Below are 26231 nucleotides of genomic sequence, written 5' to 3'. Positions count from 1 at the left end.
CATGTCCGCACGGATCGTTCTGCTGGTCACGTCGCCCCGGCTGCCGGCCGGCCTGCTGACCGCGGCCGCCTGGGACGTCGTACGCTCCGCGCCGGTGCTGGCCGGCGGGGAGAGCGCGCTGACCACGGCGGTCCGGGCGGCGGGCGCCGAGGTCAGGGTGGTCGAGGCCGGCGCGACGCAGGCGCTGCTCGACGCGGTGGCGGCGCACGGCGCGGCGGTCTGGCTCGCCGGTCCCGCCGGTGACGAGGCGCTCGCCCGGGAGCTGGGCCTGCGGCTGGCCCGCCAGCCGGGGCTGGCCGAGCTGGAGCTGATGTACGGCTCGTGGGACCCGCCCGGCGCGCGGCTGCTCGACGCGGTCGAGGTGATGGACCGGCTCGCCTCGCCCGGCGGTGACCCGTGGAAGCGCTCGCAGACCCACCGCAGCCTCGCCGGCTTCCTGCTGGAGGAGTGCTACGAGGCGTACGACGCGATCAGCGCCGACGACACCGACTCGCTCCGCGAGGAACTGGGCGACGTGCTGCTCCAGGTGCTGCTGCACGCCCGGCTGGCCGAGGAACTGCCCGAGGGCGAGCGGTGGAGCGTCGACGACGTGGCCGGCGGCCTGGTGGACAAGATGGTCCGCCGCAACCCGCACGTCTTCGCCGGCGCGGAGGCGGGCACGCTGGAGGAGATCGAGGCGAGCTGGGAGCGGATCAAGCAGGCCGAGAAGGCCCGCGCCTCGGTGCTGGACGGCATCGCGCTGAGCCAGCCCGCGCTCGCCCTGGCCGCCAAGATCCTCGACCGCGCCGGCCGGATCGGCCTCGCCGTTCCGCCCCCGCTGGCCGACACCCAGGTCGACCCGGAGGCGCGACTCGGTGCCAGCCTGCTGGCCACCGTCGCCGCCGCCCGACAGGCCGGCATCGACCCCGAGGCCGCCCTGCGCCGTGCCACCCTCGCCTACGCCGACGCCGTCCGCACCGCCGAGCGCACCACCCGCGACTGACCCCCGCGTCGGCGCTCCTCCCGTCACTGCCCTTCCCGCGCCGGCGCACGTCCGTCCCGGGTCGTGATCGACTCCATTTGCGGCGTGTCGCGGCCTCCCGCGATCCGGACACCGCGACACACCGCAATTCGTGCAGGGGCCAGGGGCCAGGGCCGGCGGTCGGTGGGCGGTGTCGGGACGGTGCGGTCGGTAGGGTCGGGGAATGGAACAGTTCGTGCCGCTGGCGGAACGGATCGTCGAGGCGTTGCTGGAGAGCCGCCCCGGGCTGGCCACCTCCGCCGGTGACCACCGGTACGACGACCGGCTGCCCGATCTCTCCCCCGAGGCCGTGAAGGCCGACCAGGCGATGCTGCGGGAGGCCGCCGACGCGCTCTCCGAACTCGACCCCGACGCGCTGGACGTGGAGGAGCAGGTCGACCACGCGCTGCTCAGCGCCCTGGTCGACCGGGAGCTGTTCGAGCTGGGCGAGATCCGCGGGTACGAGTGGGACCCGCTGCGGCACAACCCCGGCCCGCTGCTGCACGCGGTGCTCGCCCGCCCGTACGCCCCGGTCGAGGAGCGCCTGACCCACCTGGTCGGGCGGCTGTCGGCCGTGCCCGATGCCCTGGCGACCGCGCGCGCGACGCTGCGCGACATGCCCCGGATCCACGCCGAGACGGCGGTCGGGCAGTTCACCGGCACGGCGGCGCTGATCCGCGACGAGGTGCCGCTGCTGCTGGCGCAGGCACCCGCGCTGTTCGACCGGGTGGAGCCGGCCGCCACCGCGGCGATCGCGGCGCTGGAGGAGTTCGTGGCGTGGCTGCGCATCGGCCTTGAGGCCGACGCCGGGCCGGGGCGTGACCCCCGGCTGGGGCGGCGGCGCTGGGAGGCGCGGCTGTGGCACACCCTCGACACCGAGTTGGGCGCCGCCGAGGTGCAGCGCCGCGCCTGGGCCAACCTGGACCGGGTCACCGAGGAGATCCGCGCCGCGGCCGTCGAGCTGGTCGGCGGCCGGGCCGACGACGAGACGGTACGCCGGGCGCTGGACCTGCTCGCCGCCGAGCACCCCGACAACCACTCCATCGTGGACCTCGCCTCGACCACCCTGGACGAGGCCGTCGACTTCGTTCGGGACCGTGACCTGGTCACCCTGGTCGACGACCCGTGCGTGATTGAGGAGATGCCCGAGTTCGCCCGGGGCGTGGCCGTCGCCTACTGCGACTCGCCCGGCCCGCTGGAGACGGCGGCGCTGCCCACCTTCTACTGCATCTCGCCCACCCCGGCGGACTGGCCCGCGCACCGGGTGGAGTCGTTCTACCGCGAGTACAACGACCACATGATCCGCAACCTGACCGTGCACGAGGCGATGCCCGGCCACTTCCTCCAGCTCGCGCACGCCCGCCGGTACGCCGGCCCGACCCGGGTCCGCCCGCTGACCGAGTCCGGCGTGTTCATCGAGGGCTGGGCGGTCTACACCGAGGAGTTGATGGCCGGCCTCGGCTTCGGTGGCCTGCCGGTGCGGTTGCAGCAGCTCAAGATGCAGCTGCGGATGACCATCAACGCGCTGCTGGACCAGCTGGTGCACTGCGAGGACCTGCCCGAGGCGGAGGCGATGGCGCTGATGACCGGGCGCGGCTTCCAGGAGGAGGGTGAGGCGGCCGGCAAGTGGCGGCGCGCGCTGCTGACCTCCACCCAGCTCTCCACGTACTTCGTGGGCTACAGCGAGATGGCCGACATCGCCGCGGCGCGCCCCGACGGGGTGTCGGTGCGCGAGTGGCACGACGCGATGCTCGCGCACGACTGCCCACCGCCGCGCCACCTGCGGACCCTGCTCGGCGTCTGACCCGGCTCAGCGCCGCCCGGCGGTCACCGCCGCGTCGATCAGCCAGCGCGAGATGGAGTACGCCGGCGGCAGCTCCGCCGGCAGCGCGTCCACCGGGAACCAGCGCGCCTCGGTCAGTTCCCGCCCGTCCACCATCGGCTCGGCGGACGGGTCGGCAACGGTGGCGGTGAATCCGGTCAGCAGCGTCCCCGGCCCGGACATCGCCCACGGCTGGCTGCCGAAGTAGGCCAGCCGGTCGACGGTCAGCCCGACCTCCTCGCCGACCTCCCGGCGTACCGCCGCCTCCAGCGTCTCGCCGGCCTCGACGAACCCGGCGACCAGCGCCCACAGCTCCGTCGGCCCGTACGCGTGCCGCACCAGCAGCAGTTCGTCGGGGCCGCCGGCCGGGCCGGGGCGGGTGATCGCGGTGAGCACGGCGGCGGAGAGCCGCATCGGCACGTACAGGTCGCAGCCGGGGCAGCGCCGGGCCGTCTCGCCGGGCACGTCGGCCAGTTCGGCCCGGCACGCCCCACACCACCGGTGGGTACGTCGCCAGGTGACCACCGCCAGCGCCCGCCCGGCCGCCGTGGCGAACGGCTCCGGCAGCTCGGCGGCGAGCGACCGCCAGCTGCGCCAGCGCCCCCACGACTCCGCGGCCTCGGCGCTGTCGACCGCCCACACCGGTACGCCGTCCAGCGTGCCGACCGGTATCCAGTCGGTGTCGGCGGGCAGCTCGCCGACGCGGGCGAACCGCCCCTCGGCGCGGGTGAGCACCCGGCGACCGGAGACCGGCAGGGCCAGGTCGCCCGGCGAGGGCGGGGCGGCGCGGTCCGCCCCGGGGAGGAACCCGCCGCGAACGGGCGTCGCCGGCGCGGCGGGTGGCACCGGTTCCCCGGCTGCGGACGCCCCGGGGGCGGTCGGGTCAGCGGTCTGGGCGGGCGCTCCGGTCGCGGACGCCCGTTCGGCGGGGAGGCCGGGGGGCGGCGCGGTCACGAGGTGGCCGGTCGGCGGTCCACCACGCCCGCGCCCGACGGCACGTCGAAGGCGGCCGGGTCGACCGTCTCGGTGTAGCGGGTCAGCGCCACCTCGGTCGACGTGCCGTCGAGGGCGCCGGTGAAGCTGCCCAGCAGCCCCTCGGTGGTGACGCAGGTGGTGAAGTCGCCGGCCGAGCGCCGCACGTCGACGCAGGTGGCGTGGTGGCCGGCGACGGTGGTGTCGCTCTGGGTGACCTGGGCGTCCGGGTCGAGGGCGGCCTCGGTGAGCAGCGCCATCACGGCCGGCGGGGTGACCAGGCCCCGCTTGTCCGCCTCGGTGTAGACGACCACCGACGGCTTGCCGGCGGTCAGCTCCGGCGGCAGCACGGTGCAGGCGGTCCGGCCGCCGGCGTTCTCGCACCGGGTGACCGCGTCCTGGGTCACCGTGATCTTGCCGTCCGGCCAGGTGTAGGCGGAGCGCAACGGCTCCTGCGTCTGCGCGATCGAGGCCGTCCGCCCGCCGGCGAACCGGTAGTCCGCGGCCCAGGTGCCGGTCAGTGCGCCGTCCAGCCGGGCGGCCAGGTCGTTGACCAGGTCGGCCCGGCCCAGCGCCCGGCCGGCGTCGTCCAGGGTCTGGCATCCGGTCACCGTGAGCGACGCGGCGACCGACACGGCCAGCACGCGGAGGGTGGTCGATACGGCGGGCATGGCGACCAGCGTGGTCGATCGGGTCCACCCGACGCAAACCCGTTGCCGGTTGAGGCCCGAGAATCCGGGAATGTCCGTCTCACCCCGCACGCCGGTGGGCATTCGGGGCGCGGGACGAACGGCGGGCGACGACGTGCGGCCGGCCGTCGCCCGATACGCTGCGTTCAACACCTGCCCCAGCCGCACCGTCGCGGCCCATACCGGATTCGCACACACGAACGAGGAGCGACTCAGTGGCAACCATCGAGGGAATCGTCGCCCGGGAGATTCTCGACTCGCGGGGCAACCCGACGGTCGAGGTCGAGGTCGGGCTCGACGACGGCACGATCGCCCGCGCCGCGGTGCCCTCCGGCGCCTCCACCGGCGCCTTCGAGGCGATCGAGCTGCGCGACGGTGACTCCGACCGCTACCAGGGCAAGGGCGTCGAGAACGCGGTCGCCAACATCGAGGACAAGATCGTCGACCAGCTCATCGGCTACGAGGCGAGCGAGCAGCGGCTGATCGACCAGAAGATGCTCGACCTCGACGGCACGGACAACAAGGCCGAGCTGGGCGCCAACGCCATCCTGGGCGTCTCCCTCGCGGTGGCGAAGGCCGCCGCCGGCAGCGCCGAGCTGAGCCTCTTCCGCTACCTGGGCGGCCCGAACGCGCACCTGCTGCCGGTGCCGATGATGAACATCCTCAACGGTGGGGCGCACGCCGACTCCAACGTCGACATCCAGGAGTTCATGATCGCGCCGATCGGCGCGCCCAGCTTCCGCGAGGCACTGCGCTCCGGCACCGAGGTCTACCACGCGCTGAAGTCGGTGCTGAAGAAGAAGGACCTCTCCACCGGCCTCGGCGACGAGGGCGGCTTCGCCCCGAACCTGCCGACCAACGCCGCCGCGCTGGACCTGATCGCCGAGGCGGTGGAGAAGGCCGGCTACCGGCTCGGCACCGACATCGTCTTCGCGCTCGACGTGGCCGCCACCGAATTCTTCGACAACGGCACCTACACCTTCGAGGGCAGCGCGAAGTCCGCCGAGGAGATGAGCAACTACTACACCAAGCTCATCGGCGACTACCCGATCGTCTCCATCGAGGACCCGCTGTCCGAGGACGACTGGAGCGGCTGGGCGACCCTGACCGCGGCGATCGGCGACCGGATCCAGATCGTCGGCGACGACCTCTTCGTGACCAACCCGCAGCGCATCGCCCGGGGCATCGCCGAGAGCGCCGCCAACGCGGTGCTGGTCAAGGTCAACCAGATCGGTTCGCTGACCGAGACCCTGGACGCGGTGGACCTGGCCCACCGGGCCGGCTTCAAGTGCATGATGAGCCACCGCTCCGGCGAGACCGAGGACACCACCATCGCCGACCTGGCCGTCGCCACCGGCTGCGGCCAGATCAAGACCGGCGCCCCGGCCCGCTCCGACCGGGTGGCCAAGTACAACCAGCTCCTGCGGATCGAGGAGGAGCTGGCCGACGCGGCGCGGTACGCCGGCGCGGGCGCGTTCCCGCGTTACCGTTCGGCCTGACCCGCTGAGCCTCGGGGGAGGGGTGTGACGATGCAGCAGCGCCGCACACCGGGCGGTCAGCGCCCCGCCCGTCGACCGACCGGTCGGCCGGGCGGGGCCCGTGGCGCCCGGCCGACCGTGCGCGACGGCGGGGTCCGCGCCGAGCCGCGGGCGGCCGCCGGCCGGGCGCGGGGCGCCGAGGGCGTACGCTCCGCGAGCCGTCCCGCCGCCGCCCGTCGTACGGCGGCCGGCGGCACCATCAAGCGGCTCACCGCACCCCACCCCCGACGCTTCACCGGGCGGGCCACCGTGCTCTTCGCGGTGCTGATCGCGCTCGCCCTGGCCTACACCTATCCGGTCCGGGTCTACCTCGACCAGCAGGTGGACATCGAGCGGTTGGAACGCTCGCAGGCCGCCCAGCGGCAGGAGATCTCGAAGCTGTCGGCCGAGGCGGCGAAGTGGCAGGACCCGGCGTACATCGAGATCAAGGCCAGGGAACGGTTCTACATGGTCCGGCCGGGCGAGACGCCGGTGATCGTGCTGAACGATCCGGAGGGCGCGGCCCGGGACGCCAACGCCGGCAAGCCACCGGTCCCGCCGAAGACCCCCGACCCCTGGTACGACACGCTCTGGTCCAGCGTGCGGGCGGCGAACGGCGAGCGCCCCGAGAAGTGAGCACCACCCGAGCACCGAACGAGAGATGGGCACCGTGACTGTCGTACCACCGCAGGAGCCGGCGGCGGACTCCGTACCCCTGCCGCAGCGGGAACCGGCCACCGAGGCCGACCTGGCCGCGGTGGCCGCGCAGCTCGGACGCCCGCCGCGCGGCACCCGGGCGGTGGCCCACCGGTGCCCGTGCGGGCTGCCCGACGTGGTGGAGACGACGCCGCGGCTGGCCGACGGCACGCCCTTCCCGACGCTGTTCTACCTGACCTGCCCCCGCGCGACGGCGGCGTGCAGCCGGCTGGAGTCGGCCGGGCTGATGAAGGAGATGGCCGACCGGCTCGCCGAGGACCCGGAGCTGGCCGCCCGCTACCGCGCGGCGCACGAGGACTACCTCGCCCGGCGGGAGGCGATCGGCCAGGTGCCGGAGATCGCCGGCATCTCCGCCGGTGGGATGCCGGGCCGGGTGAAGTGCCTGCACGTGCACCTGGGGCACGCGCTCGGCGCCGGGCCGGGGGTCAACCCGTTCGGCGACGAGACGCTTGAGCTGGTGGAGAAGTGGTGGGCGGCCGGGCCGTGCGTGGACGTGCCGGCGGAGTGAGATGAGCGCCGCCGACGAGATCGTCGTACGCCGGGCGCGCACCGGTGACGTGCGGGGCATCCGGCGGCTGGTCGACACGTACACCGACGACCGGCGGCTGTTGAGCAAGGCCACTGTCACCCTCTACGAGGACGTGCAGGAGTTCCGGGTCGCGGTGACCGGCGACGGCACCGTGGTCGGCTGCGGCGCGCTGCACGTGATGTGGGAGGACCTGGCCGAGATCCGGACGGTGGCGGTGGACCCGGTGTGCCGGGGCCGGAAGATCGGTCACCGGATCGTGGGCGAGCTGATCGACGCCGCCCGGGAGCTGGGCGTCGCGCGGATCTTCGTGCTCACCTTCGAGACCCGGTTCTTCGGCGCGTTCGGCTTCACCGAGATCGACGGCGCGCCGGTGCCGCAGCCGGTCTACGAGCAGCTGCTGCGCTCGTACGACGAGGGTGTCGCGGAGTTCCTGGACCTGGAGCGGGTCAAGCCGAACACACTCGGCAACACCCGGATGCTGCTGCGGCTGTAGTCGGTGCGCCCTCGGCGTGCTGCCGGGCCACGCCCTCCGGATGCGGCCACGCCGTCGAGGGTGATACCTCAGAGGCATCAAGATGACTCTGAGGTATCACCCTCGACGAGGTGATGCCGCCGACGGCGACCGACAGGTCGGGACGGCGGGGCTGCCGTAGGGTTGCTGCCGTGACGACGCGTGTGGCCGCCATCGACTGTGGGACCAACTCCATCCGCCTGCTGGTCGCCGACCTGCCCGACCCGTCCGCCGGGGCGCAGGCGCCGCTGGTCGACCTGACCCGCCGGATGGAGATCGTCCGGCTCGGCCAGGGCGTCGACCGGACGGGGCGGCTCGCCCCGGAGGCGATCGAGCGGACCCGGGTGGCGCTGGCCGACTACGCCGCCGAGATCGAGAAGCTGGGCGCGGAGCGGGTGCGGATGTGCGCCACCTCCGCCTCCCGGGACGCCGCCAACGCCGGGGACTTCCGGGCCATGGTCGAGCAGACCCTCGGTGTCGCGCCCGAGGTGGTCACCGGCGACGAGGAGGCCCGGCTCTCCTTCACCGGCGCGGTCCGGGGGCTGCCCGCCGACGCGGAGCCGCCGTACCTGGTGGTCGACATCGGCGGCGGCTCGACGGAGTTCGTCGTCGGCACCCGCGAGGGCGGGGTGCAGGCGGCGATCTCGATGGACATCGGCTGCGTCCGGATGACCGAGCGGCACCTGCACGGCGACCCGCCCACGCTGGACGAGATCGCCGCCACGCAGGCCGACATCGCCGTCGCGGTGGACCGCGCGCTCGAGGCCGTCCCCGGCCGCCAGGCCGCCACGCTGGTCGGCCTCGCCGGGTCGGTCACCACCGTCGTCGCCATCGCCCAGGGCCTCACCGAGTACGACCCGGAGCGCATCCACCACGCCCGGGTGGCGTACGACCGGGTGGCCGACGTGACCGCCGACCTGCTGGCGAAGACCCGCGACGAGCGGCTGGCCGTCCCGGTCATGCACCCCGGGCGGGCCGACGTGATCGGCGCGGGCGCGCTGGTGCTCCGCGTGATCATGGAGCGGGCCGGCATGCCGTCGGTGGTCGCCTCCGAACACGACATCCTCGACGGCATCGCCTGGAGCCTCGCCCCGCGGGACCAGCGTCAGTAGTTCACCGCGTCGGCTGGCGCCTCCAGTCCGACCACTGCCCGCGCCCGTCCCCGGAGCCGCCCGCCAGCGAGCCGGCCCGGTCCGAACGATCGGGCCGGTCCGCACCGCCGGTCCCCACCAGTTCCGGCTCCGGCGTCGGGTGTGGCGTGCCCAGGCCGAGACCGTCCACGCCGAGTGGGCGGTCCCGTCCCGCTGCGGGCGGGATGATCTCGTCCGGTACCAACGCGGCGGGTGCGTCGGCGGCGGGCTGCGGCCAGCGCTGCCAGCGGCGGATGCTCACGACCCCGACGAGCAACAGCGAGCCCACCAGCAGTGTCGTCCCGGTCCGTACCGGGGCCGCCAGGTCGACCTGGAGGCCGTTCAAGGTCAGTTTGTGGTCGAGCAGGCTCATCAGCGCGGCCGGGCGGATCAGTAGGCCCAGGTAACTGGCCGAGTAGACCAGCCCGGTCAACGCCGCGCCCAGCGGGGAGATCCGGAGCGTGGCGATGAGCCCGAGCAGGATCCCGGCAGCCGCCAGCACCAGGGCGGGTCGCACGAAATCACTGCTGTCCAGCGCGCCGCCATCCTGTGCATTGGCGAACGCCTGTGCTGATCGATCCTGGCCGAGGGCGAACAGGATCCAGGCCAGCGGACCCACGACGGCTGCGGTGATCACGGTTCGGATGTGTCGCATCCGGGCAAGGTACCGATCTTGCTCGTGGATCAGCAGGCCAGCTAAGCGAAACTTAATTCGACGGATTGAACCGCGGCGAGGGCGTTGACGGTACTACGCAATCCGCACTACTCTCGAATCCGTGGATACCACACAGCTCCTGAAGGGTGTGCTCGATCTCGCCGTGCTCGCCGTGCTCAAGGACGAGGACGGCTACGGTTACGACATCCTGCGCCGGCTCCGCGAGGCCGGTCTCGACGAGGTCGGCGACGCCTCGGTCTACGGCACGCTGCGCCGGCTCTTCGGTGCCGGCCTGCTCACCACGTACGTGGTGCCCAGCGAGTCCGGGCCGCACCGCAAGTACTACGCGCTGAACGCCGCCGGCCGGGACCAGCTCACCCGCTCCGGCAAGACCTGGCGCTCGTTCGCCACCACCATGGACACGCTGCTCGACGATCGGGGGATGGCGGCATGACCGTCACTGGGCAGGAGATCACGGACTACGTGGAACGGGTGCGGGCCGCGCTGGCCGACCTGCCGCCGGCGGTCCGCGAGGAACTGACCGAGGACCTGCCGGAGCATCTCGCCGAGGTCGCCGCCGAGGACGGCGGCTCGCTGGTCGAGCGGCTGGGCGAGCCGGAGGCGTACGCGGCCGAGCTGCGTGCCGCGGCCGGCGCGGGCGAGCGGTCCGCCGGCCGACTCGGCCTGGAGCAGCGATTCGGCGCCGTCGCGGGCCGGGTCCGCGGCCGGCTCTCCGGCCTGGACACCCGGCTCGGCCCCCCGCTCGGGTACGCCTCGGCGAGCGAGTTCCTCCGCCTGCTCCGTCCGGCATGGTGGGTGCTGCGCGGCTACCTGACGGCGTCGCTGCTGGGCGCGATGACCGGCGCGCCGCTGGCCGTGGTACCTCGGGTGGGCAGCAGCGCGATGGCCGGGCTGGTGCTGCTGGTCGGCTGCGTGCTGGCCTCGATCTGGCTGGGCCGCCGGGCCGGCGAACTGCGCCGCTGGCCGCGCCTCCTGCTGCTCGCCGGCACCCTGGTGCTCATCGTGTTCGCCCTGGCCGCCCTGGTGCAGGTGGACGAGCGGGCCCGCTGGCACGGCGACTACGGCTACGACCCGATCTCGGTGCGCAACCCGTACGACGAGGTGCAGGACGTCTACGTCTACGACAGCGAGGGGCGGCTGGTGGAGAACGCCCGGCTCTTCGACCAGAACGGCACCCCGATCCGGCTCGGCTGGCCCTCCTGCGCCGACCCGGCCCTGCCCGACGTCAACCCGGTGCAGCGCGGCTACCCGTACTGCCCGGAGCAGGCGCCGTTCCGGCCCCGCCCGCCGGCCCAGGTGCCGGTCCCGCCGGGCACCGCCCCGACGTCCGCCGCACCTTCGGCCACCGCGACGCCGACCGGTGCCGCACCGACGCCGACCGTGAGCGCACCGACGCCGACCGTCAGCGCACCGGCGCCGACCGGGGGCGCACCGGGCCCGACGGTGACCGCGCCGGCCGGGCCGACCGCTCCGGCGCCCGTCCCGACGAGCTGAGGATCGATCCTGGGAAATAGCTGAACGGATGAGGGGAACGGGACAGCGCATCTCGATCTTGGTGGCTACCAAGATGCGGGCCAGTGCTCCGCCGTTTAGGGGGAAGGCCCGCGCGGGTGGGCCTTCAGGCCCGAGCGTGCTCTAACCGGGACGTTGTTGCTGCTCGATGTACTGGCGCAGGACGGTCAGGGGTGCGCCGCCGGGGGAGCCGGCGAAGTCCGAGGCTGACCACAGCTTGTTGGCTCGGTAGTAGTGGCGGACCAGGTCGGGGAACTCGTGTCGCATCCGCCGTGAGGACATGCCCTTAAGGCTGTTGACCAGCTTTGACAGGGCCACCTCGGGCGGAAAGTTGACCAGCAGGTGTACGTGCTCGCCCTCGCCGCTGAACTCGACCAGGTCGGTCTCGAAGTCGGCGCACGCCGCCGGCATGATTTCCTCCAGGCGGGTCAGGTGCCGGTCACCGAACACCTTGTGCCGAAACTGGTCACGAAGACCAAATGGGCGTACAGGGGTGAAGACAGTGTCTGCCAGTGCGAACGTTCGAGAACTCCGTCACAGGCCAGTGACAGACTGTCCCCTGTGCAGCTTCGGTACAACTACCGCGTCTACCCGACGCCCGGTCAGCAGGCTTCGCTGGCGCGGGCGTTCGGGTGCGCGCGGGTGGTGTTCAACGACGGGCTGCGCGCACGCCAGCAGGCGCGTGAGGCAGGCGAGGCGTACCTGTCGGATGGTGACCTGTCGAAGCGGGTCATCACCCAGGCCAAGCAGACGCCTGAGCGGGCGTGGCTGGGCGAGGTGTCGGCGGTGGTACTCCAGCAGGCCCTCGCGGACCTTAACGTCGCGTACCGGAACTTCTTCACCTCGATCAGTGGCAAGCGCCAGGGCCGCAAGGTCGCCCCGCCGAGGTTCCGGTCCCGCAAGGACAACCGGCAGGCGATCCGGTTCACCGCGAACGCCCGGTTCAAGGTGCTCGACAACGGCCGGCTCAGGTTGCCGAAGATCGGCGACCTTGCGGTGCGTTGGTCCCGGCATCTGCCGGCCGCACCAACCTCGGTCACGGTCATCCGGGACGCGGCTGGTCGGTACTTCGCCTCGTTCGTTGTGGTCGCCGCCGACGACCCGCTGCCTCCGGTCGACGCCGAGGTGGGCATCGACCTCGGGTTGACGCACTTCGCGGTCCTGTCCAACGGCAAGAAGGTCGCCGCCCCGAAGTTCTTGCGTCGGGCGGCCCGCAAACTGCGCCGGCTGCAGCGGGATCTGTCCCGAAAGCAGCGGGGCAGCAACAACCGCAGGAAGGCCGTCGTCAAGGTCGCCCGCGCGCACGCTCGGGTGGCCGACACCCGGCGGGACTGGCAGCACCAGCTCTCGACACGGATCATCCGCGACAACCAAGCGGTGTACGTCGAGGGACCTGTGCGTCGTCGGTCTCGGCCGGACCCGGCTGGCCACATCGGTGCACGACGCGGGCTGGGCGCAGTTCGTGCAGATGTTGGAGTACAAGGCCGCCCGGCGCGGGCGGACGTTCGCAAAGACCAACCGGTTCCTGCCCACGTCGCAGACATGCTCGACGTGCAGCCGGATCGACGGACCCAAGCCGCTGTCCGTCCGGTCGTGGACCTGCCCGTGCGGGGCCGTCCACGACCGGGACGTCAACGCGGCCAGAAACATACTCGCGGCGGGACGCGCCGAGAGCCTAAACGCCTGTGGAGCGCAGGTAAGACCGGCACCCCTGCCGGCACCGCGCCGAGAAGCAGGAATCCGCCCCGACGCTGCGCGGTCCACGCGCAGCGTGGAGGGAACCTCCGTCCCTTAGGGCGGAGAGATCGTCAAGTCTTCTACAACATCGCCCCGGGCGGCAAGGGCTACCTGCTTTGCCTGACCAGGAAGGCCTGACCGGCCGGGACCACGAGGGCCGGATCGGCCTCGGCACGACCGTCGGACGGCGGCGCGGGAAGCCCCCGCGCCGCCGTCGTCGTACGCCGGTTCACCATGCGGTGAACGGGAGGTATATGCCACTGTTCTCGCGTCTTCCCGGCGCGCTCACGGCGTGGCAGGCTACCGGCACGTAGGACCACTGGGCGACCAGCCAACGATGACTGACCGCTAGGAGGACGGCCGATGGGCGAGATGGTGAGCTACGCCAGCAACGGTGGGACGAGCGAGGGGTATCTCGCGATACCCTCCGGCGGTGCGGCCAGCCCCGCGGTCATCGTCATCCAGGACTGGTGGGGTCTGGTGCCCCACATCCGGTCGGTCGCGGACCGCTTCGCCGAGGCGGGCTTCGTCGCCCTCGCCCCGGACTTCCGGCACGGTCAGCCGGCCAGCAAGCCGAGTGAGCCCCGGCAGATGCTGAACAGCGCGCAGATGGACGAGGCGGCGGCGGACATCGCCGTCGCGGCGGACTACCTGGCCGGTCGTCCCGAGGTCACCGGCAAGGTCGGCTGCGCGGGTTTCTGCGCGGGAGCCAGCCTGGCCCTCTGGGCGGCCAGCCGGTCCGAGCGGATCGTCGCCACCGCCGCCTTCTACCCGCGGCTGCCGTGGGAGGCGATGCGCTCCGAGTGGAGCGACTACGCCGGCAAGGCGGCGGTCATCCACTGCTCCGAAGCGGACGGTCTCTCCGCCGCGGACGGCGTACAGACCGTCCGCCGGGCCATCGAGACGGCCGGCGGCACCTGCCAGACCTACGACTACCCGGGCACCGCGCACGCGTTCTTCAACGAGGACCGGCCGGAGAACTTCGACCAGCGGGCCGCCGCCACCGCCTGGGCGCGCACCCTGGAACTCTTCCGGGCCAAGCTTGGCTGAGCCCCGTACCCCCGTGGAGGTGGTCGCCCGCGCCGCGCGGGCGACCGACCTGGCCGACCTCGACGGCGCGGTCAGCAACTGCTTCGCCTGCCCGCGCCTGGTCTCCTGGCGGGAGGAGGTCGCCCGGACGAAGCGGGCGGCCTTCCGCGAGCAGCACTACTGGGGTCGCCCGGTGCCCGGCTTCGGCACGCCGGACGCCCGGATCGGCATCCTCGGGCTGGCCCCGGCCGCGCACGGCGGCAACCGCACCGGTCGGATCTTCACCGGCGACCGGTCGGGCGACGTGCTCTTCGCCGCCCTGCACCGCGCCGGCCTGGCCAACCAGCCGACCAGCGTGGCCGCCGACGACGGGCTCACGCTGCGGGACACCCGGATCTTCGCCGCGGTGCGGTGCGCGCCGCCGGACAACAAGCCCACCCCGGCCGAGCGGGACACCTGCGCGCCGTGGCTGCACCGCGAGGTCGGGCTGATCCGGCCCACCCTGCGCGTCGTGGTCGCGCTGGGCGCCTTCGCCTGGGCAGCGTGGTGGCCGGTGCTGCGCGACGTGTACGGCGTCCGCCCGCCCAGCCCGCGACCGGTCTTCGGTCATGGGGCACACTGGTCCGGGACGGCCGCCCCCGAGCTGCTCGGTTGCTACCACGTCAGCCAGCAGAACACCTTCACGGGACGGCTGACACCCTTGATGCTGGACGACGTGTTCGCCCGGGCGAAGCAACTCGCCGGGGTGGACTGAGGCTGCGTGGGGCGGTGGCGATGGACCTCGGCGTGCTGCGCAGGTGGTGGCCCGTCCTCGCGGTGACCCTCCTGCTGGCCGCCGCGGCGCTCGCCGCCGGGCACTCCTCGATCGGCGCGAGCCGCATCCCGCCCGCCGCCAAGCAACTCCCGTACGTCCCGGACTACCCCTCCGCCGCGCCGGCCCCCTCCATCCCGATCGAGCCGCGCGCCGGTGCCGAACGCACCCAGGCCGACATCCCGCAGTGGATCGCGACCGCGGCGATCGTCCTGCTGGGCCTGGCCATCCTGCTCGCCCTCGGCTACCTGGCCTGGACGCTGATCCGGGGCGCCCTGCGCCGCACCACCCGGGCCGTCCCGGCCGCCCGCGCCCGGCGTACCGCCGAGGGCACCGCCCGCGAGGTGGTCGCCGCCCTCGACGCGGGCCTGGTCGAGCTGGACGACGCCGACACCGACCCGCGTACCGCCGTGATCGCCTGCTGGGTACGCCTGGAGGAGGCCGCCACCGAGGCCGGCGTGCCGCGGCGTACCGGGGACACCCCGACCGACCTGGTCACCCGGCTGCTGCGGGGCGACCCGGCCGCCGGGGTGCCCGCCATCGCCAGCGCCGACGTGCTGGACTCCTTCGCCCACGTCTACCGCGAGGCCCGGTACGCCACCCACACCGTGGACGCCCGGATGCGCGACCAGGCCCGGGCGGCGCTGCGCCGGCTGCGCGGCGAACTGACCGCCCTCGCCACCGCCGCCGAGGAGGTGCCGGCGTGAACGCGCGACCCGTCGAGCCCCGGGCGGTGCGGTCATGACCGAGCGCACCGGCCTCGACGATCTGCTCACCTTCGAGGAGGAGCCGCCGCCGCGCGCCGGCCGGCAGCGCGGCGGCCGGGGCCGGGCGGTGCTGCGTACCCTCGCGGTCGCCGCCGCCGTCACCGCGGTGGTCCTCGCCGTCCTGCGCGCGGTCGGCCTCCAGGTCTCGATCTGGATCGTGGTGGCCGGCGTGCTGGCGGTGCTCGCCGTCCGCCGGGTCACCGCCGGCCTCGCCCCGCCGCCCCCGCCCCGCGCCGGCGGCCGGGCTCCGGCCGGCGAGGAACCCGGCTCGTACGACTGGGGCGCCCGGGACGCCCTGCGGACCGCCATCAACGGGTGGGAACGACCGCTGGACTGGTCCTCGGGCAACCGTAAGCGGTTCACCGAGCGGATCCTGCCGCGGCTGGGCGAGCTGGCCGACGAGCGGCTGCGCCAGCGCCACGGCCTGACCCGCGAGTCCGACCCGGCCCGCGCCCGCACCCTGCTCGGGGAGCCGCTGTGGACGTTCCTCAACACCCCCTCCCGCCGCCCCCCGTCGCCGCGCGACCTCGCGGCGATCGTTGCCGAACTGGAGAAGATCTGATGAACGACGTGGATCGCAAAAGCATCCCCGCCTCGGAGGTAGGCCACCTGGCCCGGGCGGTGCTGGACGCGGTCGGTCAGGTCGTGGTCGGCAAGCGGGAGTCCCTGGAGCTGGTCCTCGCCGGCATCCTGGCCGGTGGGCACGTGCTGCTGGAGGACCTGCCGGGGCTGGGCAAGACGCTGACGGCGCGGTCGTTCGCGCAGGCCCTCGGCCTCGACTTCCGCCGCCTCCAGTTCACCCCCGACCTGCTGCCGGCCGACGTCACCGGCTCCTTCCTCTACGACCAGCGCAGCGGTGACTTCTCCTTCCGGGCCGGCCCGCTCTTCACCAACCTGCTGCTCGCCGACGAGATCAACCGGACGCCGCCGAAGACCCAGTCGGCGCTGCTGGAGGCGATGCAGGAGAAGCAGGTCTCCGTCGAGGGCGTCACCTACCGGCTGGACGAGCCGTTCCACGTGCTCGCCACCGCCAACCCGATCGAGTACGAGGGGACGTACCCGCTGCCCGAGGCGCAGCTCGACCGGTTCCTGCTGCGGGTGTCGTTCGGCTACCCGCAGCGCGAGGAGGAGTGGGACGTGCTGCGCCGGCGGATGGCCCGCCGCCGCGAGGAGGCCGAGATCAAGCCGGTGGTGGACGCTGCCACGCTGCGCGCCATGCAGGCCGCGCTGGAGGACGTGGTGGTGGAGGACTCCGTCGGCCGGTACATCGTCGACCTGACCGCGGCCACCCGCGAGCACCCGTCGGTGCTGGTCGGCGCCTCCCCGCGCGGCTCGCTGGCGCTGCTGCTGCTGGCCCGCGTCCGGGCGGTCTTCGCCGGCCGCGACTACGTGGTGCCGGAGGACGTCAAGGAGGTGGCCGCCCCGGCGCTCGCGCACCGGATCACGCTGCGGCCGGAGATGTGGCTGCGGCGGGTCGATCCGTCCTTCGTGGTCGGTGAGGTGCTGGAGCAGACTCCCGCCCCGGCCAGCGGCGCGCTGCCCAGCTACGCGGCCGGCCGGCCGGGGCGCTGACGACCGTGCCCACCGACGAAGCGGCGGAGCCGACGGCGGGCTGGGCGCCCACCTGGGCGCTGGGCCGGGCGGTGCTGCTCACCGGGGTGCTGCTGATCGCCGCCGTGCTGCTCGGCCGGGTCGACCTGGTCGTGCTCGCCGCGCCGTTCGCGCTCGGCACCGCGTACGCGCTGCGCCGCCGGCCCACCGCCGCGCCGCAGGTGGAGATCCTCGCCGACGACGCGCACCTGGTCGAGGGCGGCGCGATGGCCGGCACGGTCAGCGTCGGCAACCCGGACACCGTGGCGTACGACGTGGCGGTGGTACGGGCCCGCGTCTCGCCGTGGCTGCGGGTCGAGCGGGTCGGCTTCGGCGGTGCCGGCGTGGACGTGCGCCGCTCCGGCGGCGCGGACCGCCCCTTCGTCACCTCGATCCCCACCGGCCGGGCCGTCGACCTGGAGCTGTCCGGCACCGCGCTGCGCTGGGGGCGGCACCCGATCGGCCCGGCCGGCGCGCGGGTCGCCGCCGCCGACGGGCTGCTCGTCTCCCGCGCGGTGATCACCGACCCGGTGCGGATGCGGGTCTACCCGGAAACCGAGCAGTTCGAGGCGGTGGAGGCGATGCCCCGGGCGGCCGGGCTGGTCGGCGCGCACCACTCGCGCCGCCCGGGCGAGGGCGGCGAGCTGGCCGGCGTCCGGGTCTTCGGGCCCGGCGACCGGCTGCGCCGCATCGACTGGCGGGTCTCCCTGCGGGCCCGTCAGCTGCACGTGGCGGCCACCCTGTCGGACCGGGACGCCGAGGTGGTGGTCCTGCTCGACGTGCTCGCCGAGGCGGGCCGCTCGGGCGGGGTGAAGGGCACCGCGTCCGTCTTGGACACCACCGTCCGGGCCGCCGCCGCGATCGCCGAGCACTACCTGCACCGGGGTGACCGGGTGGCGATGCTGGAGTACGGGCCGGCGGCCCGCCGGCTGCGCCCGGCCACCGGCCGCCGGCAGTACCTGACGGTGCTGGAGTGGCTGCTCGACGTGCGCGCCGAGGCATCCCCGCACGAGCCGTACGACCAGGTCTTCGGGCCGCAGGTGCTCTCCGCCGACGCGCTGGTGGTGGTGCTCACCCCGCTGCTGGACGAGCGGTCCGCGCAGATGCTGGCCCGGCTGGCGCGGGGCGGTCGGTTCGTGGTCGCGGTGGACACGCTGCCCACCGACCTCGCCCCGCCCGGCGAGCGGGGCTGGGCGCCGGTGGCGTTCCGGCTGTGGCGGCTGGACCGGGACACGATGATCGCCCAGCTGCGCGAGCACGGCGTGCCGGTGGTGCGCTGGGCCGGCGCGGGCAGCCTGGACCAGGTGCTGCGCGACGTGGCCCGGCTGGCCACCGCCCCAAGGGTGGGCGCCCGGTGAGCGCGAGGAATGCAGCGCAGCGGAGTCCCGCAGTCGCGAACGAAAGCTGGCACAGATGAACGCGGTCACCGAGCGGGTGCGGGCGTTGCGGGCGGCGGCGAACCGGGTGAGCCTGGCGCCGCTGCTGGTGCGCGCCGGCATCTTCCTCACCGTGCTGGTCGGCCTGCTGCTGGCGTACCCGGTCGAGATGTTCTCCGCGCGGGCGCTGCTCGCCCTCACGGTGGTGGCGGTGCTGCCGGGGGTGGCCCCGCGCCGGGGGTGGCCGACCTTCGCCGCCCTGGTCACCGTGGGCGGCTGGGTGATCGCCTCCGCCGGGTACGACCGGCCGATCGCGCTCTGGCGGCTGCTCGCCGTGGCCGCCGCCCTCTACCTGGCGCACACCCTCTGCGCGCTCGCCGCGGTGCTGCCCTACGACGCCGTGATCGACCCGGATCTGGTGCTGCGCTGGCTGAGCCGGGCCGGCGTGGTGATCCTCGCCACGGCCGTGGTCGGGGTGATCCTGGCCTGGCTGGGCGAGATCGGCGGGGGTGCCGGTTTTCAGGCGGCGACGGTGGCCGGACTGCTGGTGGCGGTGGGGTTGAGCGGGCTGCTGGGCTGGCTGTTGCGTCGCGGATAGCGGGACGGCTCCGGGACGTTGCGCAGGTCACAGGGGTTGTGCTCCGTCACAGAAGGGGGTCTCGGACGGGATTACCCGAGCCGCCCGGGGAAAGATAGATGACGTGAATCCGAAGCGGATCCTTGTCGTGGGTGCCGGGCACGTCGGCCTGTACGCCGCTCTGCGCCTGTCCAAGAAGCTGAGCTCCCGTGAGGCCGAGGTCGTCGTCGTCGACCCGCAGCCGCACATGACCTACCAGCCGTTCCTCCCGGAGGCGGCGGCCGGCAACATCTCGCCCCGGCACTCCGTGGTGCCGCTGCGGCGGGAGTTGCGCCGGTGCAAGGTCGTGGCGGGTGCGGTGACGCGGATCGACCACGACCGGAAGACCGCGGTGGTGCAGCCGATCAGCGGACCCACCCGGGAGATCCAGTACGACCATGTCGTGCTGGCCCCCGGCTCGGTCTCCCGGACGCTGCCGATCCCGGGCCTGCACGAGCACGGCATCGGGTTCAAGACCATCGGCGAGGCCATCTACCTGCGCAACCACGTGCTGGACCGGCTCGACGTGGCGGCCGCCACGCCGGACCCGGCAGTCCGTCGCTCGGCGCTGACCTTCACCTTCGTCGGCGGTGGTTACGCCGGCATCGAGGCGCTCGCCGAGATGGAGGACATGGCCCGGGACGCGCTGCGGTACTACCCGGAGCTCAAGCCCGAGGACATGCGCTGGGTGCTGGTCGAGGCGACCCAGCGGGTGCTGCCCGAGGTCGATCGGGACATGGGCGCCTACACCGTCCAGCAGCTGCTCAAGCGCAACATGGACATCCGCCTGGACACCCGGCTGGAGTCCTGCGTCGACGGCGTGGTGAAGCTCTCCGACGGCGACACTTTCCGCTCCGACACCATCGTGTGGACGGCTGGCGTGAAGCCGTCGCCGATGCTGGACGCGACCGACTTCCCGCGTGACGAGCGCAAGCGGGTCACCTGCCTGCCGACGCTGCAGATCGTCGACGGCGACCGGGTGGTCGAGGGCGCCTGGAGCGCCGGCGACTGCGCCGCCGTGCCGGACCTGACCAAGGAGCCGGGCAACTACTGCTCGCCGAGCGCCCAGCACGCGGTGCGTCAGGCGGCCCGGATGGCCGACAACATCGCGAACGTGATCCGCGGTCGCGAGCCGGTCAACTACAAGCACAAGCACGCGGGCAGCGTGGCCAGCCTCGGTCTGCACAAGGGCGTGGCCCAGGTGTACGGCGTGAAGATGACCGGCTGGCCGGCCTGGTTCATGCACCGGACGTACCACATGAGCCGGATCCCGTCGTTCAACCGCAAGGTCCGGGTCGTGGTCGACTGGTCGCTGGCGTTCTTCCTCAAGCGTGAGGTGGTCGCCCTCGGCCAGCTGCACGACCCGCGCGAGGAGTTCGCCGAGGCGTCCCAGCCGGTCGGCGCCGGCCGCCCGGTCTGATCCCGTTCACGACGAAGGCCCCCGCCCGGCACGGGAGGGGGCCTTCGTCGTCGTATCGGGGGGCCAGGTCAGACCCGCCAGGTCCAGGCGTCGGCGATCCGGGTGCCCGGGCCGTAGAGCTGCACCAGGGTGCGGCGCAGGCTCTCCGCGTGCGGGGCGTCGTCGGTGACCGCCACGCAGGAGGCGCCCCAGAAGTCGGCGTCCGCCCGGGCCTGCCGGCGCTGCTCGTCGCCGATCACCGGCTCGTCGCCCCGCCGGGCCACGTCGGCCAGCAGCGCCGAGGTGGGCTGCTTGTAGGTGCCCATCGCGGCGGTCCCGTCCCGGCCGTACGGGCCGATGAAGAAGCCCTCCGGGATGCCGAACGCCCCGTCGGCCGCCGCCGCCCAGCGCATCGGCCAGGGCTCCTTGGGGGTGGCGGCCGGCACCGGCACCAGCACCCCGCCGGGGCGTACGCACTCGCGCCAGTGGCCGCCGGTGATGAACTCGGGCAGCGCCGGGCGGTCGGTCGTCGGCAGGGGAGCGGGGAAGACGGTGAGCAGGGCCGCCCCCACCGCGGCGGGGACCAGCCGCCGGCCCCGGCCGGGCCGCCGCAGCGCGCGGTCCACCGCGAGCACCAGCAGCGTCGCGGCCAGCGGCAGCAGGGTCAGCCCGAACCGCATCGGCAGCGCGCCGTCGATCACCGGCAGGCCGGCGAGCAGCGCGTACGGCCCGGGCACCGCGGTGCGGGTGCCGTCGTGCACCACCTCGGGGCCGAGCGACAGCGCGCCCATCGCCAGCGCGCCGGCGACGCACGCGACCACCACCGGCCGGCGCCCCAGCCAGAGCGCGCAGCCGGCGGCGACCAGCAGCAACGGCAGGCCGAGGAAGGTGTTGTACTCGGCCGGGCCGGTGGTCAGCCGGGACGACGAGTCGCTGCCGACCACCGACAGCGGAGAGATGGTCCACCAGCTGCGCAGGTCGGCCGAGAAGTAGTGCGGGCTGAACATGCCGTCGGCCACGCCCTGCGGCCCGGCGAACTGGAACCACAGCGGGTAGCCGAGGACGAGCAGGGACAGCCCGGCGGCGAGCATCAGGCCGCCGGCGAAGCCGGGCAGCGCCCGGCGCAGCAGCTCGCGGTCGGTCATCGCGTACGCCACCGCCATCACCAGCAGGGTGACCGCGGTGAGGAAGAGCACCTCCTCGCCGATGAAGACCTGTGCGGTGACCGCGGCGGCCAGGCCCAGCGCCGAGGTGACCAGCCGCCGGCGGTCCGGCCCGTCCAGCGACGCCGGGCCGGGGTCGGCCGCGCGGAGCATCCGCACGACCAGCCAGACGATCACCGGCACCAGCCACTGGGCGGTCATGTGCAGGTGGCTGTTGGACTGGGACACCATGCCCGGGCCGAAGCCGCACAGCCCGGCGCCGAGCGCCGCGGCGAGCCGGTGGGCGCGCAGCGTACGGGTGTAGAGCAGGTACCAGGCGACGGCGGTGCCGGCCAGGTTCACCCCGGCCAGCAGGGCGAAGGTGACCGGCGCGCCGAAGAGCAGAGTGACCGGGGCGAGGAGCACGCCGAGCGCGATGACCGTGGTGTTGGTCATCAGGTTCACCCCGTCCGGGCTGTTGAGCCGGTCGGTGAGCAGGCCGAAGTCGCCGAGCACGGCCCGCGAGTCGACCGCCAGGAACCACTCGTAGAGGGTCTGGTCCTCCGGGTTGAGCGCCAGCACCCGGCCGGTCGGGTCCGGCCAGAGGCCCTGGGTGAGCCAGCCGGCGAGCAGCGCGAACGCGAGGCCGACGAGCAGGCCGGTGCGGTGCCGGGCGACGGACGCCCGCCAGCGGGTGGCGCGGGAGCCGGGCGTGGCCGGCTCGGCGAGGCCGACAGCCAGGTCGGGGTCGGCGTCGGACGCCGTACGGGCTGCGCTGGTCACGGGCTCGACCCTAGTGCGGCACCCGTGACGGGGTACGCCGGGTCGCCGGTGAACGGTTACGGTGACACTGCACCGCGCGTGTCGGCGCGGCGGTGCCGCCCGCCCGGGTGGTGGAACGGCAGACACGGCCGCCTTAAAAGCGGCTGCCGAAAGGCGTGCGGGTTCGACCCCCGCCCCGGGCACCCTCAGCTTTCCCTCAGCCCGCGCACGGGCGCGCAGGTCGCTGGATGCGTTTACTCTTGTAGAGCACGTCGTGCGTGCGACGACCCCCTGAGGGAGGCCTGAGAAGTGAAGACCTCGAACCCGGTGCTGGCCCGGCTCGGCCAGGCGGCCGAGCGGGAGCGTTCCGCCGGGTACGCCCCGCCCGGGCAGTACGGCCACGGCCAGCCCGGTATTCCCCAGCAGTACCCGGGCCAGCCCGGTTACCCGGTGGCCCCCGCCGCCGGCACCATGACCATCGACGACGTGGTCGTCAAGACCGTCGCGCTCCTGGGCATCCTCGGCGTCTCCGCCGCGGCCGCCTGGGTGCTGGTCCCGGACGCGCTCCTCGGCCCGGCGTGGATTGGCGCCGCGATGGTCGGCCTGGTGCTCGGCCTGATCATCTCGTTCTCCCGGATGGCGAACCCGGCGCTGGTCGTCGCGTACGCCGTCGTCGAGGGTGCCTTCGTCGGCCTGGTCAGCAAGGCGTACGAGACCGCCTTCGAGGGCATCGTGCTCCAGGCCGTGGTGGCCACCTTCGGTGTCTTCTTCGTGATGGCCATGCTCTACAAGGCGAAGGTCATCCGGGCGACCCCGAAGTTCGTCAAGGGCATGATCGCCGTGATGGCCGGCCTCTTCGCCGTCATGCTGATCAACTTCGTGCTGGCGGTCTTCTTCGACTTCAACACCGGCCTGCGCGATGGCAGCCCGTTGGCCATCGGCTTCAGCCTGGTCTGCATCGTGGTCGCGTCGCTGAGCTTCGTGCTCAGCTTCAAGGAGGTCGAGGACGGCGTCCGGATGGGGCTGCCCCAGCGCTACTCCTGGACGGCCGCGTTCGGCATCGTGGTCAGCCTGGTCTGGCTCTACCTGGAGCTGCTCCGCCTGATCAGCTACTTCCAGGGCGACGACTGACCGTCGCAGCCCCTCGGCGCCCGCCACCGCGACCCGCGGCGGCGGGCGCCGTCGTCTGTGGGGCCCGTCGCGGCCCCACCTCGGCCCGGCCGTTTCCCCGCCGCCGCCGGCCCGTCCGGGGGAGAGTGACACCAGGGGTATCCCCGGCGAGGAGGTGGCGGGTGCGCAGCGCCAACCCGGTCCTGGACCGGCTGGACGACAGCAGCCGGGAGCACCGGCTGCCCGGTGCGGGTGGCGCGGAGGCGGTGACCGTCGACGACGTGGTGGTCCGTCGTCGGGCTGCTGCTGCTCACCGGCGCCACCGCGGCGGTGGCCTGGGTGGTCGTGCCGCAGGCGGTGTGGGTCCCGGCGGCGCTGGCCGGCACCGCCCTGGCCGGCATCGCGCTGCTCCTGGTGATCTCGCTGCGCGGCATCACCCACCCGGTCCCGATCATCGGGTACGCCCTGCTCCAGGGGGTGCTGCTCGGGGTGGCCAGCCGGGCGTTCGAGCTGGTCTACCCGGGCATCGTCGCGCAGGCGGTGGTGGGCACCTTCGGGGTGTTCCTCGGGATGGCGGTGCTCTACCGGGCCCGGCTGGTCCGGGCCACACCCCGGCTCGCCCGCCTGGTGATCGGCACGCTGATCGGGCTGCTCGCGGTCAGCCTGGTCAACCTGGTCTTCCGGCTGTTCACCGGCCGGCAGGGCGTGGAGATCTACAGCATCTCCGGCCAGGTCGGCTGGCTGCCGTACGTCTTCTCGGCGGTGGCGATCATCGCCGGGGCGCTCAGCTTCATCCTCGACTTCGACCAGGTGGAGCGGTCGGTCCACACCGGCCTGCCCCGCCGGTACGCCTGGCTCTGCGCGTTCGGGCTGCTGGCCGGGCTGATCTTCCTCTACTGGCAGATCCTGCGGCTGCTGAGCTACCTGCGCCGCTGAGCGGGCGCGGGGCGGGGCCCGCCGTAGACTCGGCGGCGATGAGCACAGCGGAGTTGGACCGGGCGGTGGAGCTGCTGGTCCGTCAGGTGGGGCACTGGCAGCAGCCGCGGTGGGCGGCGATCGCCGAGGGGGGCAACGTGTCCCGTGCCGACCTGGTGCACCGACTGGTGCAGGAGCTGGCCAACCTCGGCGCGGACGCCGAGGGAGAGCCGCGTCGGGGCGTACCCCGGCTGGACAACGACCTGGCGCTGGTCGACCAGCTCCGGGTGGTGGCGGCCGACCTGGTCGCGGCCGGGGCGCCCGACGCGACGCTGGCCCGGGCCGCCGCCGAGGTGGCGGCGACCCGCTCGGCGCTCTGACGCCTCACTTCTTCAGCCAGCGGCGCACCTTCCGCCGGCGGGCCCGGTCCCGGGCGGCGGGGATCGCCCGCAGGTCCCGATCGGCCGCCGTGGCCTGCCGGGCGTGCAGCAGCCCGTAGGTGAAGGTGTTCTCCCCGTCGGCGTACGCGCGCAGCGCCTGGCGTCGCAGCACCTCCCGGGTGACCACCGAGTCGTGGTGCGTGCCGAGCAGGTCCTGGAGGTCCTTGAGCCGTTCCACCAGGGCGGCGGCGCGCCGCCCCGCGTCCGGCTCGCGCACCTCGACGGCGTACCGCGCGGCCTTGTACGCCTTGCGCGCCTCGTGCAGCGCGACGTCCGCCTCCTGCGTCCGTTGCCCGTCGAGAGCCCGGTCCAGCCGGTCGTCGGCGCGGGTGACCGCCCGGCGGACCCGGCGGGCGACCCACCGCGCGTCGACGGCACGGGCGGGCGGTGCCTCCAACAGCCGGTCCAGTCCGACCAGCAGCTCGGTGTAGCGGTCGGAGTCCAGCGTCCGGACCAGCTCGTCGAGGGCGGTGGCGAGGTCGGCGGCGAACCGTTCCGAGATGCGCGCCGCGACCGGGCCGAGGACCAGGTCGGCGGGCTCGGCACGGACGGCGTCGGTGAGCCGGGCGGCCATCACCTGCGCGTCGCGGACCGGCCCGAGCTGGCCGCCCAGCCAGCGGAGCTCGGCGCGCAGCGCCTCACTGCGCGGACGGTCCCAGCGGCCGCGGAAGGCGCGCAGCGTGGCCCGCAGTCGCCGGACGGCGACCCGCATGTCGTGCACCGCGTCCTCGTCACCGTGCCGGGCCCCGGGATGGTTCGCGATCAGCACGTCGCGCTGGGTGAGGGCGTAGCGGGCGACCGGGTCCGCCGGGTCCGCGTCGGTGGCGGCGGCGAGCCGGCCGGCGAGGGCCCGATGGGACTTGGAGACGGGAACCGGGCGGGCGCCCGCCTCGCGCAGCCGCGACTGCACCGCGTCGAGCAGCCGGTCGTCGCCGTCGACCAGCTCGACCTCGATCTCCCGCCACGCCTGCCGCTCGCCGGTGGCCAGGTCCCGCCCGTCGACGGTGTCCTCGGCGACCTCCGCCAGCACCCGGCCCGCAGCGTCCAGCAGCCGTCGTTCCACCCGGTGGGTGGTGATCCGGGCCGCCGGCTGGACCGCCTGCCCGCGGGAGGCGGCCCGGAACAGCCCGACCAGCTCCGCCGGCGGGTCGAGGTCGTCCGCGGCGGCCGGGAACTGGTACTCGGTCCGGGCGCCCCCGGCCGCGCCGACCTTCAGGTGCCAGCCGGCGTCGTGACCGCCGGTCCGCCGGCGCAACGCGAAGCCGCTGCGCGCCAGCCGCAGGTCCGGGGTGTCCAGGTAGACCGCGTCCAGGTCGAAGGCGGTGGCGTCCGACATCGTCGCGACGCCACCGCACCCCGTCAGGTCCGGTAGCCGGAAGCCCTCGTCGGCGGAGTACTTGCGTTCCCGCTCCACCACCGTCGCCATGCGGATCCGATACCCGCGCGCACGACCGGCGAACCG

Annotated in this window: 27 protein-coding genes, 1 tRNA gene and 1 pseudogene; 23 read left to right on the top strand and 6 right to left on the bottom strand. The window is 73.9% G+C overall.

Features of this window, described 5'->3' with window-relative positions:
- Window position 1 precedes the first annotated feature (1 nt).
- Window positions 2-982, top strand: coding sequence for a nucleoside triphosphate pyrophosphohydrolase (locus ACTMTB_RS18505; protein WP_441147209.1), 981 nt, complete (start codon window positions 2-4; stop codon window positions 980-982).
- Between the two features lie 202 nt (window positions 983-1184).
- Window positions 1185-2804, top strand: coding sequence for a DUF885 domain-containing protein (locus ACTMTB_RS18500; RefSeq protein WP_441147207.1), 1620 nt, complete (start codon window positions 1185-1187; stop codon window positions 2802-2804).
- A gap of 6 nt (window positions 2805-2810) precedes the next feature.
- Here ACTMTB_RS18500 and nudC read toward each other — a convergent pair whose 3' ends face one another.
- Together nudC and ACTMTB_RS18490 are read right to left on the bottom strand one after the other, a co-directional pair.
- Window positions 2811-3776 carry an NAD(+) diphosphatase gene (gene nudC, locus ACTMTB_RS18495; protein WP_441147205.1) on the bottom strand — a complete coding sequence of 322 codons (966 nt, stop codon included), beginning with the start codon at window positions 3774-3776 and terminating at the stop codon, window positions 2811-2813.
- Entirely contained in the window at window positions 3773-4465 is a 693-nt protein-coding gene (locus ACTMTB_RS18490; protein WP_441147203.1) for a hypothetical protein, read from the bottom strand. The genes nudC and ACTMTB_RS18490 overlap by 4 nt, the downstream gene beginning before the upstream one ends.
- Window positions 4466-4698: 233 nt before the next feature.
- On the opposite strand from ACTMTB_RS18490, the gene eno reads away from it, so the two are divergent.
- The 5 genes from eno (at window position 4699) to ACTMTB_RS18465 (ending at window position 8869) form a co-directional block, all read left to right on the top strand.
- Window positions 4699-5982 (top strand): phosphopyruvate hydratase, encoded by a 1284-nt coding sequence (gene eno / locus ACTMTB_RS18485; RefSeq protein WP_441147201.1) that lies wholly within the window; start codon window positions 4699-4701, stop codon window positions 5980-5982.
- Between the two features lie 30 nt (window positions 5983-6012).
- A complete protein-coding gene (locus tag ACTMTB_RS18480) occupies window positions 6013-6636 on the top strand; it encodes an FtsB family cell division protein (protein WP_441147199.1) in 624 nt (207 codons plus the stop codon).
- Window positions 6637-6670: 34 nt separating this feature from the next.
- Entirely contained in the window at window positions 6671-7225 is a 555-nt protein-coding gene (locus ACTMTB_RS18475) for a DUF501 domain-containing protein (RefSeq protein WP_441147197.1), read from the top strand.
- 1 nt (window position 7226) lies between these two features.
- Window positions 7227-7739 (top strand): amino-acid N-acetyltransferase, encoded by a 513-nt coding sequence (locus tag ACTMTB_RS18470; protein ID WP_154939489.1) that lies wholly within the window; start codon window positions 7227-7229, stop codon window positions 7737-7739.
- A 182-nt stretch (window positions 7740-7921) separates the two neighbouring features.
- Window positions 7922-8869, top strand: coding sequence for a Ppx/GppA phosphatase family protein (locus ACTMTB_RS18465; RefSeq protein WP_441147625.1), 948 nt, complete (start codon window positions 7922-7924; stop codon window positions 8867-8869).
- Window position 8870: 1 nt separating this feature from the next.
- Here ACTMTB_RS18465 and ACTMTB_RS18460 read toward each other — a convergent pair whose 3' ends face one another.
- Window positions 8871-9542, bottom strand: a complete 672-nt coding sequence (locus tag ACTMTB_RS18460) for a hypothetical protein (RefSeq protein WP_441147195.1) — start codon at window positions 9540-9542, stop codon at window positions 8871-8873.
- A gap of 121 nt (window positions 9543-9663) precedes the next feature.
- Here ACTMTB_RS18460 and ACTMTB_RS18455 point away from each other — a divergent pair, with 121 nt between their 5' ends.
- Complete coding sequence (locus ACTMTB_RS18455) at window positions 9664-9996, top strand: PadR family transcriptional regulator (RefSeq protein WP_441147193.1); 333 nt, start codon at window positions 9664-9666, stop codon at window positions 9994-9996.
- Complete coding sequence (locus ACTMTB_RS18450) at window positions 9993-11057, top strand: HAAS signaling domain-containing protein (RefSeq protein WP_441147191.1); 1065 nt, start codon at window positions 9993-9995, stop codon at window positions 11055-11057. The genes ACTMTB_RS18455 and ACTMTB_RS18450 overlap by 4 nt, the downstream gene beginning before the upstream one ends.
- 141 nt (window positions 11058-11198) lie before the next feature.
- Here the strand turns inward: ACTMTB_RS18450 and tnpA are convergent, their stop codons facing one another.
- The gene (gene tnpA, locus ACTMTB_RS18445; RefSeq protein WP_441147189.1) at window positions 11199-11525 is read right to left on the bottom strand and encodes an IS200/IS605 family transposase; all 327 of its coding nucleotides are present in this window, start codon (window positions 11523-11525) and stop codon (window positions 11199-11201) included.
- On the opposite strand from tnpA, the pseudogene ACTMTB_RS18440 reads away from it, so the two are divergent.
- From ACTMTB_RS18440 to ACTMTB_RS18395, 10 genes and pseudogenes are all read left to right on the top strand, one after another.
- A pseudogene (locus tag ACTMTB_RS18440) lies at window positions 11418-12404 on the top strand (RNA-guided endonuclease InsQ/TnpB family protein); the annotation flags it as partial. The gene tnpA and the pseudogene ACTMTB_RS18440 sit on opposite strands and share 108 nt — an antisense overlap.
- Window positions 12405-12543: 139 nt before the next feature.
- Window positions 12544-12870: a zinc ribbon domain-containing protein gene (locus ACTMTB_RS18435; RefSeq protein WP_441147623.1), complete on the top strand. Its 327-nt coding sequence runs from the start codon at window positions 12544-12546 to the stop codon at window positions 12868-12870.
- Between the two features lie 305 nt (window positions 12871-13175).
- A complete protein-coding gene (locus tag ACTMTB_RS18430) occupies window positions 13176-13862 on the top strand; it encodes a dienelactone hydrolase family protein (RefSeq protein WP_441147187.1) in 687 nt (228 codons plus the stop codon).
- A gap of 19 nt (window positions 13863-13881) precedes the next feature.
- The gene (locus ACTMTB_RS18425) at window positions 13882-14595 is read left to right on the top strand and encodes a uracil-DNA glycosylase (protein WP_210776789.1); all 714 of its coding nucleotides are present in this window, start codon (window positions 13882-13884) and stop codon (window positions 14593-14595) included.
- Between the two features lie 20 nt (window positions 14596-14615).
- On the top strand, window positions 14616-15359 hold the full coding sequence (locus ACTMTB_RS18420; protein WP_280837950.1) for a DUF4129 domain-containing protein: 744 nt from the start codon (window positions 14616-14618) through the stop codon (window positions 15357-15359).
- Window positions 15360-15393: 34 nt separating this feature from the next.
- Entirely contained in the window at window positions 15394-15981 is a 588-nt protein-coding gene (locus tag ACTMTB_RS18415) for a hypothetical protein (RefSeq protein WP_441147185.1), read from the top strand.
- Window positions 15981-16991 (top strand): AAA family ATPase, encoded by a 1011-nt coding sequence (locus ACTMTB_RS18410; protein ID WP_280837755.1) that lies wholly within the window; start codon window positions 15981-15983, stop codon window positions 16989-16991. Before ACTMTB_RS18415 ends, ACTMTB_RS18410 begins: the two co-directional genes overlap by 1 nt.
- On the top strand, window positions 16988-18367 hold the full coding sequence (locus tag ACTMTB_RS18405) for a DUF58 domain-containing protein (protein ID WP_441147621.1): 1380 nt from the start codon (window positions 16988-16990) through the stop codon (window positions 18365-18367). The genes ACTMTB_RS18410 and ACTMTB_RS18405 overlap by 4 nt, the downstream gene beginning before the upstream one ends.
- Window positions 18368-18422: 55 nt before the next feature.
- Complete coding sequence (locus ACTMTB_RS18400; RefSeq protein WP_441147183.1) at window positions 18423-18983, top strand: hypothetical protein; 561 nt, start codon at window positions 18423-18425, stop codon at window positions 18981-18983.
- A gap of 103 nt (window positions 18984-19086) precedes the next feature.
- Entirely contained in the window at window positions 19087-20421 is a 1335-nt protein-coding gene (locus tag ACTMTB_RS18395; protein WP_441147182.1) for an NAD(P)/FAD-dependent oxidoreductase, read from the top strand.
- 68 nt (window positions 20422-20489) lie between these two features.
- On the opposite strand, the gene ACTMTB_RS18390 is transcribed toward ACTMTB_RS18395, so the two are convergent.
- Entirely contained in the window at window positions 20490-22325 is a 1836-nt protein-coding gene (locus ACTMTB_RS18390) for a hypothetical protein (RefSeq protein WP_441147180.1), read from the bottom strand.
- Between the two features lie 101 nt (window positions 22326-22426).
- Here ACTMTB_RS18390 and ACTMTB_RS18385 point away from each other — a divergent pair.
- The 4 genes from ACTMTB_RS18385 (at window position 22427) to ACTMTB_RS18370 (ending at window position 24709) form a co-directional block, all read left to right on the top strand.
- Window positions 22427-22507, top strand: a tRNA-Leu gene (locus ACTMTB_RS18385).
- A gap of 106 nt (window positions 22508-22613) precedes the next feature.
- Window positions 22614-23435 (top strand): Bax inhibitor-1/YccA family protein, encoded by an 822-nt coding sequence (locus ACTMTB_RS18380; protein WP_441147178.1) that lies wholly within the window; start codon window positions 22614-22616, stop codon window positions 23433-23435.
- A gap of 318 nt (window positions 23436-23753) precedes the next feature.
- Window positions 23754-24350 (top strand): Bax inhibitor-1/YccA family protein, encoded by a 597-nt coding sequence (locus tag ACTMTB_RS18375; RefSeq protein WP_441147176.1) that lies wholly within the window; start codon window positions 23754-23756, stop codon window positions 24348-24350.
- 38 nt (window positions 24351-24388) lie between these two features.
- A complete protein-coding gene (locus tag ACTMTB_RS18370) occupies window positions 24389-24709 on the top strand; it encodes a hypothetical protein (RefSeq protein WP_441147174.1) in 321 nt (106 codons plus the stop codon).
- Between the two features lie 4 nt (window positions 24710-24713).
- Here ACTMTB_RS18370 and ACTMTB_RS18365 read toward each other — a convergent pair whose 3' ends face one another.
- Entirely contained in the window at window positions 24714-26195 is a 1482-nt protein-coding gene (locus tag ACTMTB_RS18365) for a CYTH and CHAD domain-containing protein (RefSeq protein WP_441147172.1), read from the bottom strand.
- Window positions 26196-26231: the final 36 nt, after the last annotated feature.

The sequence above is a fragment of the Micromonospora sp. L32 genome (genome assembly GCF_052068055.1).
In the GTDB taxonomy this organism is placed as follows: Bacteria; Actinomycetota; Actinomycetes; order Mycobacteriales; family Micromonosporaceae; genus Micromonospora; species Micromonospora purpureochromogenes.
Note: the sequence above shows the minus strand (reverse complement) of the source record. Positions and strands in the feature narration are given on the sequence as shown.